Here is a 12630-nt window from a genome sequence, read left to right on the forward strand (position 1 = left end):
GGGAAAGCAGGCAGCCCGGGGCTTCCGGGCCGCTTGCACTATGAACGAAGGAGTTCAGCATGGCTGCTGAAGATATCAAAAAGGGCCTTGCCGGCGTCGTGGTGGACTACACCGCCGTCTCGAAGGTCAACCCGGACACCAACTCGCTGCTCTACCGCGGCTACCCGGTCCAGGAACTGGCCGCCAAGTGCAGCTTCGAAGAAGTCGCCTACCTGCTGTGGAACGGCGAACTGCCCAACGAAACCCAGCTCGCCGAATTCACCGCCAGGGAACGCGCAGGCCGCGCCCTGGACCCTGTGGTCAAGACGGTAGTGGACGCCTTGCCCACCACCGCCCACCCCATGGACGTCTGCCGCACGGCAGCATCGGTGCTCGGCGCCCGGCACGAACTGGCCGAGGACTCCACGCCGGAAGCGAACATGAAGAAGGCAATCGACCTCTGGGCCGCGATGCCCTCCGTGGTGGCCTACGACCAGCGCCGCCGCCGCGGCCAGGAACCCGTTGAGGCCCGCGAGGACCTGGACTACTCAGCGAACTTCCTCTGGATGACCTTCGGCGAAGAACAGGTCCCCGAAGTGGTGGACGCGTTCAACGTCTCCATGATCCTGTACGCGGAGCACTCCTTCAACGCCTCCACCTTCACGGCCCGAGTGGTCACCTCCACACTCTCGGACCTGCATTCAGCGGTGACCGCCGCGATCGGCGCGTTGAAGGGTCCGCTGCATGGCGGCGCCAACGAAGCCGTGATGCACACCTTCGACGAGATCGGCATCCGCAGCGAGGAATCCCTCGAGGAAGCCGCCACCCGTGCCCGGGCCTGGATGGAAGACGCCCTGGCCCAGAAGAAGAAAGTCATGGGCTTCGGACACCGCGTCTACAAGCATGGCGATTCCCGCGTGCCTACCATGAAAGCCGCCCTGGACAAGATGATCGCCCACTACGGACGACCCGAACTCCTGGGCCTCTACAACGGACTCGAGCAGGCCATGGACGAGGCCAAAGCCATCAAACCCAACCTCGACTACCCAGCCGGCCCCACCTACCACCTCATGGGATTCGACACCCAGACGTTCACCCCGCTGTTCGTCGCCAGCCGCATCACCGGCTGGACCGCCCACATCATGGAACAGGTGGCCTCCAACTCCCTGATCCGTCCCTTGAGCGAATACAACGGGCCCGAAGAACGGCACGTCCCGTAGCACGTCCCGAAATTCGATAAAACATACGACGCCGGACCGGTCACCGAAAGGTGAGCGGCCCGGCGTCGTACTTGCTCCGGTACTGCTTTGGCTGGTCCTGCTACCCCTGTGGATCCGCCCAATCAATGGTGTGGACGTCGGCCACATTTTCATTGTCTGCCGCCAAGGCCACCCTCACGGCGATGCGCTGGCCGGAAATCATCGCCGGCAGCCAGTGCTCCGCATCAGCCCACATCCGCTCTACTGGAAGTTGCGCCACAGGGAACCATGCAGGGGCAATCTCGTCGCTTTCCGAGGGCTCCCCCTCCCACTCGCGGGTCAGGAACACAGTGGTGGCCATGTTCCACTCCGGCCTCGCGGGGAAGACGAAATCTACTGTTCCGGCCGGAATCAGGTCTTTCGCGTGAACCACCACGTTGATCTCTTCCATGACCTCACGGCACGCAGCCTGTGGGGCGGTCTCCCCCAACTCAACATGCCCGCCGACACCCACCACCTTGCCCCGGCCGAAACCTGTCTTCTTGGTTCCGAGCAGGACATGTTCGCCGTCCGCGGTGTCGCGGAGGAGAAAGCACAAAGTCACATGGGCTGCAGTCATGCTGCCTACCTTAACCTGATCTCCCCTGCCGCTGCCGCCATTGCTACAGTGAGCCCATGACTGAAGGTGGGGGCAATGGGCGAGCCCAGGTGGCAGCCGTCGAAGGCGAGGGGGAACCGCAGCCCAACGACGGTTCGGAAACAGGAGAAGCAGTCCCCAAGGCTAAACCTGACCGGGACGCCTGGTTGCCCCGCTGGCTTGTGGCACACCCGCTCTATGCAGGGTGGGCCTGGACGGTGGTTTGGGCAGGGCTGATCGTTTTGGACGAAGTGGTGGACCTGGCCGGATGGACCTGGTACCTGCTGGTCCTCGTGGCCGCACTACCCACCTTGATCTCTACGCTGGTGGTACTGCATGCCACGCCGCGAAGCCACCTCAGGGCAGTGGATGCAACCGTCCTGGGCCACTTCTTTGTCCGCTTCCTTGCATTGGTGGCAGCATTCATGGTTTGGGCGGCCTCAGTGGTGATGAGTGCCTCCATCTCCACCACCGTCCAGTCCGTGATCGGCGATTCCGAGAAGGAAGTCACAGCGCTGGGTTTCAACCTCATGCTGGCAGCAGTTCCGCTGGTGCTCTCCATCCTGTGGATGGCGTTCATAATCCGCTGTGCGTGGTTCCTCCGGCGGTTGCGAGGCTGGCGTCAGATACCGCTGAAGACACGGGTACCGAAGAAATTCCTCCGCGGACGCCCCCGGCTCAAGCGTGTGGTGGTAGGCCTGGCCCACCCAGGGCTCTTGCTGGTAGCTGGCTTGGGGACCTCGCTGCTGGCGCTGTTCGTCGACGCCGTGGAGCTGACGCTGAACGTGCTCGAGTAATCCGGGAGTTGCGCCAGCGCACCGGCTATCCGAGCGCCCGGGGATGCGCCGCTGCGTAGACCTCACGCAAAGTGTCTGCGGTGACCAGGGTATACACCTGGGTGGTGGTCACGGACGCGTGCCCCAGCAGTTCCTGTACCACCCTGACGTCCGCCCCGCCCTCCAGGAGGTGCGTGGCGAAGGAGTGGCGCAGCGTGTGTGGCGAGACGTCTTTGGTGATATTGGCCTTCTCGGCGGCGGTCTTGAGGATGGTCCACGCACTCTGCCTGCTGATCCTGCCACCCCGGGCATTAAGGAACAGCGCCGGGGAACCTTTGCCCTTGGACGCCAGCAACGGCCTGCCACGGACAACATAGGCCCCGACGGCGCGGGCACCATAAGAGCCCAAGGGCACCAAGCGTTCCTTGGAACCTTTGCCGAACAACCGCACGATGGCAGGTTCACCGCCGGTGTCTTCCAGAGAGACGTCATCGACGTCCAACCCCACGGCCTCGCTGATGCGGGCACCCGTGGAGTACAGGAATTCCAGCAGTGCGCGGTCTCGCAGACCGGTAGCGCTGTCTGAGCCGGCAGCTTCCAGGATGCGCGTCACTTCGCCGACGCTAATGGCTTTTGGAAGCCGCTTGCCCGGCATTGGTGGGTGAACATCGCTGGCTGGGTCCGCCGTCGTGGTTCCTTCCAGCGCCCAAAACTTATGGAGGCCACGCACAGCTACCACGGTGCGTGCAGCGGAGCGGACCCCCAGGGCGGCGGCGCCGTCGGAACCGTCGGACAAGGCCTGCACGAAGCCCGTTACGTGATGCCGTGTGATGTTTCCCGGCTGATCCACTCCTTGCGCGGCAAGGAAGTTCGAATACCGGGCGAGGTCCCTGCGGTACGCGGACAGCGTGTTAGCCGCCAAGCCACGCTCCACGCCGACGTGCTGCAGGTAGTCGGTTATTGCACGGTCAACGCCATTGACGGTACGAGTGGCGGCCTCGGCCATGCTCAGCGCTGGCTCGGGTGAGCCGGCCAAGGCGCATTGGCTGGACGAAGGCTAGTGAAGCCATCAGCCTTCGCGGCAGCGGCCGCAAGGATCCCCAGCACCGCCGACGGATTATGCAGTCGGCCTTCCAGCACGGCTTTTACGGCGTCGTCGAGCGGCACCCAGTGGAGTTCAATTTCTGCTTCTTCATCGGTGCGGACATGCCGGTCTGCCAAGGGAACGTCGCTGAGGCCTCGAGCCAAGTAGATCCGGACTGCCTCGCTGGAGGAACCCGGCGAGTTGAAAAAGTCCACAAGGACGTTCCAGGTGGCGGCAACCAGGTCGGCTTCCTCCGCCAGTTCCCGGGCCGCGCCCACCACGAAGTCCTCGCCTTCGACGTCCAGCAGTCCAGCGGGGATCTCCCACAGATCCATGGCGACCGGATGCCGGTACTGCTTCAGCAGCAGAATCTCGCCGTCCACGTTCATGGGAAGCACCGCTACTGCGCCGGGGTGGTCAATGTAGTCACGAACCAGGGTGTCCGTGCCGTCGCTGAGCTGGAACGAGTCGCTGACGACGTCCCAAATGCGGCCTTCGTATACCTTGCTGGTAGACAAAAGACGGCGCGGGCTCGGCATGTCCGAAACCTGCCTTGATGTGCGGGGGGTTTCAGAAATACCGGGCATCGCGCCGTCCTTCGTTAGTACTTGCGTTTACTTGGCAGCTACCGTGCGGGCACCGGTCTTGGTGGCCACGGGCGCACCCTCGCGACGCTCCAAAGCAGCCTTGACCAAACCTGCGAACAGCGGGTGGGGGCGCGTGGGGCGGGAGCTGAGCTCCGGGTGCGCCTGCGTTGCCACGTAGTACGGGTGGACCTCGCGGGGAAGCTCCACATACTCCACGAGCTTGCCGTCAGGGGAAGTACCGGAGAACACAAGGCCCTCGGCAGCGATCTGGTCGCGGTACTTGTTGTTGACCTCGTAGCGGTGGCGGTGACGTTCGCTGACGGTGGTGGTGCCGTAGGTCTCGGCAATGACCGATCCTTCGTCCAGCTTGGCTTCGTAGAGGCCAAGGCGCATGGTGCCGCCAAGGTCGCCCTTGCCTTCCACGATGTCCAACTGCTCTTCCATGGTGGCAATAACCGGGTACTTCGAGTCGGGCTCGAACTCGCTGGAGGAAGCACCTTCAAGGCCAACCACGTTGCGGGCGTACTCGATCACCATGCACTGCAGGCCCAGGCACAAGCCCAGGACCGGGAGCTTGGTTTCGCGGGCGAACTTCAATGCGCCAAGCTTGCCTTCGAGGCCGCGGATACCGAAGCCGCCGGGAACGCAAATGGCGTCTACACCAGCCAGGGACTTGGTGGCACCCGCCAGGGTTTCACACTCGTCCGAGGGGACCCAACGGATCTTGACCTTGGCTTCGTTGGCAAACCCACCGGCTCGGAGAGCCTCGGTGACCGAAAGGTAGGCGTCCGGGAGGTCGATGTACTTGCCCACCAGGGCAACCTCGACCTCGTGCTTGGGGTTGTGAACAGCTTCAAGCAGCTTGTCCCATTTGCTCCAGTCAACGTCCTTGAACGGCAAATCCAATGCACGGACGATGTAGGAGTCCAGGCCCTGCGAGTGCAGGGTCTTCGGGATGTCGTAGATGCTGGGAGCGTCAGCGGCGTTAACCACGGCGTCGATATCGACGTCGCACATGCGGCCGATCTTCTCGCGCATGGCATCGGGCACTTCGCGGTCCGAGCGGATCACGATTGCTTCAGGCTGGATACCAATGGAGCGGAGGGCGGCCACGGAATGTTGCGTGGGCTTGGTCTTCAGTTCCTGGGAAGGACCAATGTACGGCACGAGTGAAACGTGCAGGAAGAAGACGTTGTTGCGGCCCACGTCCTGGCGAACCTGGCGTGCGGACTCAAGGAACGGCTGCGACTCGATGTCGCCCACGGTCCCACCGATTTCGGTGATGATGACGTCCGGAGCGTTCTTGCCTTCAGCGGGCAGGCGCATGCGGCGCTTGATTTCATCGGTGATATGGGGAATGACCTGGACGGTATCTCCGAGGTATTCGCCGCGACGTTCCTTGGCGATGACTGTGGAGTAGATCTGGCCCGTTGTGACGTTGGCCGAACCTTCGAGGTTTTCATCGAGGAAGCGCTCGTAGTGTCCGATGTCGAGGTCTGTTTCGGCGCCGTCATCCGTCACGAAAACTTCGCCGTGCTGGAAGGGGTTCATCGTGCCCGGATCCACGTTCAGATAGGGATCGAGCTTCTGCATAGTTACAGACAAACCACGTGCCCGCAGCAGGTGACCGAGGCTGGAAGCCGTCAGACCCTTACCGAGCGAGGACGCCACACCACCGGTGACGAAGATGTGTTTGGTCGTCTTGGACGAGCCCGGGAACCGGGAATTTACACGGGAATTTGATCGCTGCACCACGGAATTCGAGCTTATCATCAATTACGCCTTCCAAGGGTCCGTTCGGATTCCCCAAATGGTCAATGGTTGCTCACCACCGCATTCCAAGCAAGACCCGGGCGGGATTAAGTGCACCGGTGTGATTGTGCTCGCACTTGGGTTCGGCACCCGGCGCGCCCGCATCACTAGGCTCGCTGCGGCAGAAGTTTCGCGTCGTCCAGCAATTCCTGGGCATGCGCCTGTGCACTCTCGGAATCCTCTTGGCCGGCCAGCATGCGGGCGAGCTCCTTGACCCGCTCGTCGTCGCTAAGAAGCTGCACGTCGCTGGACGTGAAGCCCGTGGTTGTCTTCCCATCAGCGCCCCGCACGGAAGTTTTGGTCACGCGGATGTGTTGATCTGCGAAGGCCGCTACCTGCGGCAGGTGTGTCACCACCAGGACCTGGACGTGCCGGGCGAGCATGGCAAGCCTCCGGCCGATTTCGACGGCGGCACGCCCACCCACGCCGGCGTCCACCTCATCGAACACGAACGTGGGGACGGGATCCACAGCGGCAAGCACTACCTCGATTGCCAGCATCACCCTGGACAGTTCACCGCCGGAGGCACCCTTGCCCAGCGGCCTCGCCGGAGCGCCTGAGTGAGGTTGGAGGAGGAAGGCGATCTCGTCAGTGCCCCACGGGCCCAACGCGCCGGTGCCATCCACCTCGATGACCAATGTTGCATCCGCCATCGCCAGGGCCTTCAGCTCCGCGCTGACCCTGGCTGAGAGGTCCTTGGAAGCTTTGAGGCGGGCTTTGGTCATGGCAGCAGCCAGCTTGCGCAGGGTGGCTTCCGCAGAACCCACCTCAGCGTCCAAGGACTCGATACGGCTGGAGTCATCCTGCAACTCGTCCAGGCGTGTCCTCGCTGTAGCTGCCCAGTCAAGCACTTCATCAATGCTCGGGGCGTACTTTCGGATCAGCTTGGCAAGGGCAGCGCGGCGTTCCTCGATTTCGGAGAGCCGCTCGGGGCCCTCCGTGTCCAGTGCCGCCTGGTAGCTGGACAATTCGGCGGCGATGTCATTGAGGAGGAAGCCCACCTCGGCCAGCCGGGTTGCTGCGGAACGAAGTTCCTCGTCGTGCTCCGCCACGTGCTCCAGTGTCCGCTTGGCCGCATCCACCATGGTGGTTGCGTCTCCGGCGTCTCCGAATTCTTCGGCAATGAGCGACTCGTGGGCCGCAGCGGCCGCCAAACGCAGTTCTTCCACGTTGGCCAGTTTTACGGCCTCGGCCTTGAGTGTCTCGTCCTCGCCGGGCTGCGGATCCACCTCATCAATTTCCTTGAGGGCCGCGTCCAGGGATTCAGCCTCCCGCAAACGCTCACGGGCTTCGCTGCGCAGGGTTTCGAGTTCGGACTGGATGGCCTTCCAGTGGTTGAACAGTTCCTGATACTCCCCCAGCGTCTTGGCCAGGGGTGCTCCGGCAAACCTGTCCAAGGCGTGCCGCTGTGCGGTGGCGCTCTTGAGCCGGATCTGGTCTGACTGACCGTGGACCACCACCAGGCTCTCGCCCAACTCAGCCAATACGCCCACCGGTGCCGCACGTCCGCCAACATAGGCCCGGCTACGCCCATCCGCACCCACGGTACGGGCCAGCAGGAGCTCAGCAACGCCGTCGAACTCTTCCGCCTCCCCACCGGCCTCCTTGGCGCGTTCCACCGCACTATGGGTCGGATGCAGCTTCAGGACCGCCTCCGCCGAGGCGGATTTGGCTCCACTCCGAACAGCACCGGCGTCCGAACGGGCGCCAAGAAGAAGTCCGACGGCGGTCACCACCATGGTCTTGCCTGCACCGGTTTCGCCGGTGACAACGCTGAGGCCTGGGCCCAGCGGCAGGGAGGCGTCGGTTATGACGCCGAGGTCACGGATTCGGAGTTCTTCAAGCATGTTTCACTTCGCATTCGTGGGGTCTGATGGCTCACCGTGCCCCAGGTCCGGGGACGTTCCGGAGTCCCGGGGGCTGGGCAACGGCGCCGGTGACAGTGTGCGGATGACAGGGATGGGTCCGGTGTGCACTTCGCCGCTCCGGGGGGCCGGGCCGCGCCAGCCGTGGATGGGAAGCTGGAACTTGCGCACAAGCCGAGCCGAGAACGGCGTCTTGTGCGTCCGGGCCAGCCGCACAGGGGTTGCTGAGCGCGTTACTTCCACGCGCGCTCCCGGGGGAAGATCCACCGACCGCCGACCATCGCACCAGAGGACCCCCAAGGCGTCTGTCCGGTTCATGATTTCGACCGCCAACTTGGAACGGGGTGACACTACCAACGGCTTGGCAAAAAGTGCGTGTGCACTGATCGGGACGATGACCAAAGCCTCAACCTCAGGCCACACCACGGGGCCACCTGAAGAAAAAGCGTAGGCCGTGGAACCAGTGGGCGTCGCGAGAACAACACCATCACAACCGAACGACGTCAAAGGACGCTCGTCAACCTCGGTGACAACTTCCAACATGCGTTCACGGTTGGCTTTCTCAATTGCAGCCTCGTTCAAAGCCCACGTGTGCCAAATCTTCTGGCCCTTGACCCACACCTGCACATCGATGGTCATGCGTTCTTCCACCGTGTACTGGCGGCTGGCTATCCACTCCACCGTCTGTGCCAGATCGGCCCGTTCACTCTCCGCGAGGAATCCCACGTGCCCCAGGTTGACGCCCAGCAGCGGGACGTCGACTTCACGGACCAGCTCAGCTGCGCGGAGGATGGTCCCATCACCGCCCAGAACCATCACCAGCTCCACGTCTTCCAGGTTGACGTGATCGTTAAGGATTTCGATAGGCGTATCGAGGGCACCAAAGAACCGTTCGATATCTGCGAGTTCGGACTTCTGCAGCACAGGAACCAGACCAGAGGCGTGCAGTTGCGTACAGGCATCCCACGCTGCGCGGAGCGATTCCTCCCGCCCAGTGTGGGCAAGGACAAGTACACGCCTGCTCATCGGATCTGCTTTCTAGTGGTTCGGCCAGAGTTTCTTGATCAACGCAGCAACGTCCTCGTCCCGCTCTTCGATCTTAGGCAACTCTGTGGACATCCTGCGCGTCATCCACAGGAAGTATTCAACATTTCCGTCCTGCCCGGGAAGCGGACTGGCCGCCAGGTCCCGGAGTTCAAGGCCTGCATCCGCTGCTGCGCGGGCCACTTGGGCGACCGCCCGCCGTCGTTCATTCTCTGACGACACCACGCCGGTCCGACTCAGACGCTCCCTGCCAACCTCAAACTGCGGTTTGACCATAAGGACCAAATCGCCGCCCGGCTCGGTGCACTGCGCAAGCGGCCACAGGACCAGCGTCAACGAGATGAACGACAAGTCAGCCACCGTCAGCTGCGCGGGGCCGCCAATCTGCTCCGGCGTCATATACCTGACGTTGAGGCCTTCGTGGACCTCCACTTTGGGATCCTCCCGAAGGTGCCTGACCAGCTGGCCGTGCCCCACGTCCACCGCTACTACTTCGGCGGCACCCCGCCGCAGCAGGACGTCAGTGAACCCACCCGTGGAGGCACCGGCGTCGAGGCACCGCTTCCCGGAAACCACGACGGCGGGAAACGCCTTCAGCGCGCCGGCCAGCTTATGCCCGGCGCGGCTGACGTAGATGTCCTCCAGGTGGGACTCGACATCCAACTCCGTCGTAGCATCCACTTGGTGGGCGGCTTTGATGAGGACGTTACCGCCCGAGCTGACCTTGCCGTCGCTGATGAGCTTGGCAGCATGGGTACGGGACCTCGCCAGCCCGCGGGTGACGAGTTCCTGATCAAGTCTTGGCATGCGTTAGCTGTCGCCTTCCGGGCGGGGATCGCTGGGGGTGCTTTTAGGGACTGCCGGAAGTCCAGGTTCGGCGTCCAAGGCTTCCAACAAAGCGTCATGGACGCCGGCGTAAAGCTCCCCGTGGTCCGGCACAGGCGATTCCGCGACGCCGCCCAGCAGCCCGAGGGCCCTGTCCACCAGCGGATCACCCGTCGGGCTTGCAGCGTCAGGCCATTGGACCGAAGGTGACTCCGGTTCAGCATGCAGCTCTGAGTGTTGGGGCTCGGTCATCGCACCAGTCTAGTGATTTCGCCATTCCAGCTGCGGAGCATACGCCACGTCCGTGTCCGGAACCGCCGCCCACCAGGCAGCGCATGCGGCGCGCCACGCATCGAGGTCACTCTCAAGGCCAGTCACAGTGACGGTCCCATCCCCGGCAACCGCAGTGGCCGAACCGCAATGGAACGTGCCGCCGTCGTTGGCAATCTCCGGATACGGCGCGTAGAGACCTTCCAGGTCGGCCAGCAGGTAATCCGGACGTTCATCGGTTCTCGCCGCAATGATGGTGTGGATGGTGTCCACACCGGTGAGGACGGCCGCCGTCGCAAATCCTGCACGGTTGCCGCCCAGGATGTCGGTGTCCAAACGGTCGCCTACAACCAGCGGACGATCAGCGTTTAGCCGTTTTGCCGCAGCGTGGAAAAGGGGTGCTTCAGGCTTGCCGGCCACCAAAGGCGTCTTGCCCGTGGCAGCCGCCACCGCGGCGACCAGCGTCCCATTACCCGGTGCCATGCCGCGGGCCTGAGGGATGGACATGTCCGTGTTGGTGGCAAACCACATGGCTCCCCCGGCTACGACATATGACGCCTCCGCCAGGTCCTTCCAACCAATCTCCGGGTTGAAACCCTGGACCACCGCAACCGGTGATTCGGCGGCACTGTGCACCGGCTTGAGTCCCACCAATTCGATCTCATGAGCCAACGCCGCGCTGCCAGTGATGAGGACATGCGCCCCCGCAGGCAGCATGGAAGCCAGAAGCTCCCCTGCTGCCTGGGAGGAACTGACCACTTGATGGTCCTCAGCCGGCGCACCGAGCTCACGCAGATGCGCCGCGACCTGGGCCGGGGTCCGCGAAGCATTATTGGTCACGTAGCCCAGGCCGACGCCTACGCTTTCGAGACGCTGCAATGACTCCACGGCCCCGGGGATGGCGTGCGGTCCCGCATAGACCACTCCATCCAGATCTGAAAGGACAGCATCAAACGATGCGATCAGTGAATCAGCCATGCTGGGAGTCGGAGCCCTCGTTCTCGGTGTCTTCGTCTTTTGCTTCTGCGTCTTCTTCCGCTGAATCGATATCCGATTCGGCGTCATCAGATTCGAAGTAATCCGACTCCACATCATCAAGTTCAACATCATCATGCTCGACGTCGGCGGCGGCGGCCTCGACGATGACCGTCTCAGTTTCAGGCTTCACGACGTCGGCGTCCGGGGCCGGCTTCTCGAAGCGCGGCTTACGCGCAGCTGCTTCTTCCTGCTCGTCCCAGCCAAGGTCCAGAATTTCGGGCTCAGCGAAGTCGCCCACACCCAATGCGTTCTCAGCCACCAGCGCCTGGCGTGCCCACTTATCCGCTTCCTCGGTGCGACCCACCGCGCTAAGAGCTTCAGCGTATGCACGGAAGAGGCGTGGGCTGTAGGAGAAGGCCCGGTTGATGTCCAGTTGCGGGATCTCGAGCTCGCTGACAGCCGCATCAAACTGCTTGAGGTCCGCACGCGCGCCGGAAGCCACGATGGCGAGCTCAACCTTGCCAGGAGCGTCAAGATCCTGGGCTTCGGGAGAGCGCACCATGTCAAGGGCGCGATCGGGGCGGCCAAGGCCACGCTCGCAGTCAGCCATCACCGGCAAGTGCACGTTGGATCCGCTGATGCGGCGGTACGTACGGAATTCACGCAGCGCCTCACCATAGTGGCCGGCAGCGTAAGCAGTCAGGCCGACAGCTTCACGTACGGCCGAGAGGCGACCGCCGCGGCGGCTTGCGGCCAAGGCATGCTGGAATGCGAGCTCCGGCTCAATGTCGATCAGACGGCCAGCCATGACCAGGTGCTTTGCGACCCACCCTGCGCTCTGCTCCTCAAGGGTCTTGATCTGGTGGCCAGTGGCACGGTCGAGTTCCTTACCCGTGACGTCCTCGTCAATCTCAGGAGAGCGTTCGCGGTCGGGGCGGTTGGCGCTGCGGATGTCCTTGGCGTTGGGAACCCGGGCAGGACGCTCTTCCCACGAACCGCCGCGTTCGCTACGGTCGCCGAAGGGCTTGCGGTCGCGGTCGCCGAAGGGCTTGCGGTCGCGGTCGCCGCCGAAGGAACGGCGGTCATCGCTGTCACGACGGGGGCCATCGAAGTTCCGCGGTCCGCGCTCGGGACGATCACCGAAGGGCTTGCGGTCTCCGCGGTCGTTGTTGAAGGGGCGACGCTCACCATCGCGTGCCGGACGGTCGCCACGGTCAGCGCGGTCGCCGAAGGGCTTTCGGTCACGGTCGCCGCCGAAGGAACGGCGGTCATCGCTGTCACGACGGGGGCCATCGAAGTTCCGCGGTCCGCGCTCTGGGCGGTCGCCGAAGGAACGGCGTTCACCGTCGCGAGCCGGACGATCGTTGCGGTCGCCGAAAGGCTTGCGGTCACGGTCGCCGCCGAAGGAACGCCGCTCACCGTCGCGAGCAGGCCTGTCTCCACGGTCGTTGTTGAAGGGGCGGCGTTCACCATCACGTGCCGGACGATCGTTGCGGTCGCCGAAAGGCTTGCGGTCACGGTCGCCGCCGAAGGAACGCCGCTCACCGTCGCGAGCAGGCCTGTCTCCACGGTCG

At 63.5% G+C, this 12630-nt stretch carries 12 protein-coding genes; 2 read left to right on the top strand and 10 right to left on the bottom strand.

Annotated features, from left to right (window positions below; translation table 11 throughout):
• The first annotated feature begins 59 nt into the window (after positions 1-59).
• Positions 60-1199 (top strand): bifunctional 2-methylcitrate synthase/citrate synthase, encoded by a 1140-nt coding sequence (locus ACIQTW_RS13570; protein WP_402937529.1) that lies wholly within the window; start codon positions 60-62, stop codon positions 1197-1199.
• A gap of 100 nt (positions 1200-1299) precedes the next feature.
• Here ACIQTW_RS13570 and ACIQTW_RS13575 read toward each other — a convergent pair whose 3' ends face one another.
• Positions 1300-1797, bottom strand: a complete 498-nt coding sequence (locus ACIQTW_RS13575; RefSeq protein ID WP_402937532.1) for an 8-oxo-dGTP diphosphatase — start codon at positions 1795-1797, stop codon at positions 1300-1302.
• A 56-nt stretch (positions 1798-1853) separates the two neighbouring features.
• Between ACIQTW_RS13575 and ACIQTW_RS13580 the strand changes: the two genes are divergently transcribed.
• Positions 1854-2612 (top strand): hypothetical protein, encoded by a 759-nt coding sequence (locus tag ACIQTW_RS13580; RefSeq protein WP_402937535.1) that lies wholly within the window; start codon positions 1854-1856, stop codon positions 2610-2612.
• A gap of 25 nt (positions 2613-2637) precedes the next feature.
• Here the strand turns inward: ACIQTW_RS13580 and xerD are convergent, their stop codons facing one another.
• The 9 genes from xerD to ACIQTW_RS13625 all read right to left on the bottom strand — a co-directional run.
• On the bottom strand, positions 2638-3597 hold the full coding sequence (gene xerD, locus ACIQTW_RS13585; RefSeq protein WP_402937600.1) for a site-specific tyrosine recombinase XerD: 960 nt from the start codon (positions 3595-3597) through the stop codon (positions 2638-2640).
• A gap of 2 nt (positions 3598-3599) precedes the next feature.
• A complete protein-coding gene (locus tag ACIQTW_RS13590) occupies positions 3600-4262 on the bottom strand; it encodes an NUDIX domain-containing protein (RefSeq protein WP_402937538.1) in 663 nt (220 codons plus the stop codon).
• A gap of 27 nt (positions 4263-4289) precedes the next feature.
• Positions 4290-6035 carry a CTP synthase gene (locus tag ACIQTW_RS13595; RefSeq protein ID WP_402937540.1) on the bottom strand — a complete coding sequence of 582 codons (1746 nt, stop codon included), beginning with the start codon at positions 6033-6035 and terminating at the stop codon, positions 4290-4292.
• A 146-nt stretch (positions 6036-6181) separates the two neighbouring features.
• Complete coding sequence (gene recN, locus ACIQTW_RS13600; RefSeq protein ID WP_402937543.1) at positions 6182-7921, bottom strand: DNA repair protein RecN; 1740 nt, start codon at positions 7919-7921, stop codon at positions 6182-6184.
• Positions 7922-7924: 3 nt separating this feature from the next.
• Positions 7925-8965, bottom strand: a complete 1041-nt coding sequence (locus ACIQTW_RS13605) for an NAD kinase (RefSeq protein ID WP_017200789.1) — start codon at positions 8963-8965, stop codon at positions 7925-7927.
• 12 nt (positions 8966-8977) lie between these two features.
• Positions 8978-9790, bottom strand: a complete 813-nt coding sequence (locus tag ACIQTW_RS13610; protein WP_402937547.1) for a TlyA family RNA methyltransferase — start codon at positions 9788-9790, stop codon at positions 8978-8980.
• Between the two features lie 3 nt (positions 9791-9793).
• Entirely contained in the window at positions 9794-10060 is a 267-nt protein-coding gene (locus ACIQTW_RS13615) for a hypothetical protein (protein WP_402937550.1), read from the bottom strand.
• 9 nt (positions 10061-10069) lie between these two features.
• Positions 10070-11056: an HAD-IIA family hydrolase gene (locus ACIQTW_RS13620; RefSeq protein WP_402937552.1), complete on the bottom strand. Its 987-nt coding sequence runs from the start codon at positions 11054-11056 to the stop codon at positions 10070-10072.
• Positions 11049-12630 (bottom strand): hypothetical protein (locus ACIQTW_RS13625; RefSeq protein WP_402937555.1); only part of this gene is annotated, 1582 nt, incomplete at its 5' end. The genes ACIQTW_RS13620 and ACIQTW_RS13625, both read right to left, overlap by 8 nt.

It is taken from the genome of Paenarthrobacter sp. NPDC090517 (genome assembly GCF_044769165.1).
Lineage (GTDB): Bacteria > Actinomycetota > Actinomycetes > Actinomycetales > Micrococcaceae > Arthrobacter.

What these genes read in the sequence shown, in the direction of transcription:
- ACIQTW_RS13570 (WP_402937529.1), top strand. Translation starts at nt 60, where the DNA reads ATGGCTGCTGAAGATATCAAAAAGGGCCTTGCCGGCGTCGTGGTGGAC.
- ACIQTW_RS13575 (WP_402937532.1), bottom strand. Translation starts at nt 1,797, where the DNA reads ATGACTGCAGCCCATGTGACTTTGTGCTTTCTCCTCCGCGACACCGCG.
- ACIQTW_RS13580 (WP_402937535.1), top strand. Translation starts at nt 1,854, where the DNA reads ATGACTGAAGGTGGGGGCAATGGGCGAGCCCAGGTGGCAGCCGTCGAA.
- xerD (WP_402937600.1), bottom strand. Translation starts at nt 3,597, where the DNA reads ATGGCCGAGGCCGCCACTCGTACCGTCAATGGCGTTGACCGTGCAATA.
- ACIQTW_RS13590 (WP_402937538.1), bottom strand. Translation starts at nt 4,262, where the DNA reads ATGCCCGGTATTTCTGAAACCCCCCGCACATCAAGGCAGGTTTCGGAC.
- ACIQTW_RS13595 (WP_402937540.1), bottom strand. Translation starts at nt 6,035, where the DNA reads ATGATAAGCTCGAATTCCGTGGTGCAGCGATCAAATTCCCGTGTAAAT.
- recN (WP_402937543.1), bottom strand. Translation starts at nt 7,921, where the DNA reads ATGCTTGAAGAACTCCGAATCCGTGACCTCGGCGTCATAACCGACGCC.
- ACIQTW_RS13605 (WP_017200789.1), bottom strand. Translation starts at nt 8,965, where the DNA reads ATGAGCAGGCGTGTACTTGTCCTTGCCCACACTGGGCGGGAGGAATCG.
- ACIQTW_RS13610 (WP_402937547.1), bottom strand. Translation starts at nt 9,790, where the DNA reads ATGCCAAGACTTGATCAGGAACTCGTCACCCGCGGGCTGGCGAGGTCC.
- ACIQTW_RS13615 (WP_402937550.1), bottom strand. Translation starts at nt 10,060, where the DNA reads ATGACCGAGCCCCAACACTCAGAGCTGCATGCTGAACCGGAGTCACCT.
- ACIQTW_RS13620 (WP_402937552.1), bottom strand. Translation starts at nt 11,056, where the DNA reads ATGGCTGATTCACTGATCGCATCGTTTGATGCTGTCCTTTCAGATCTG.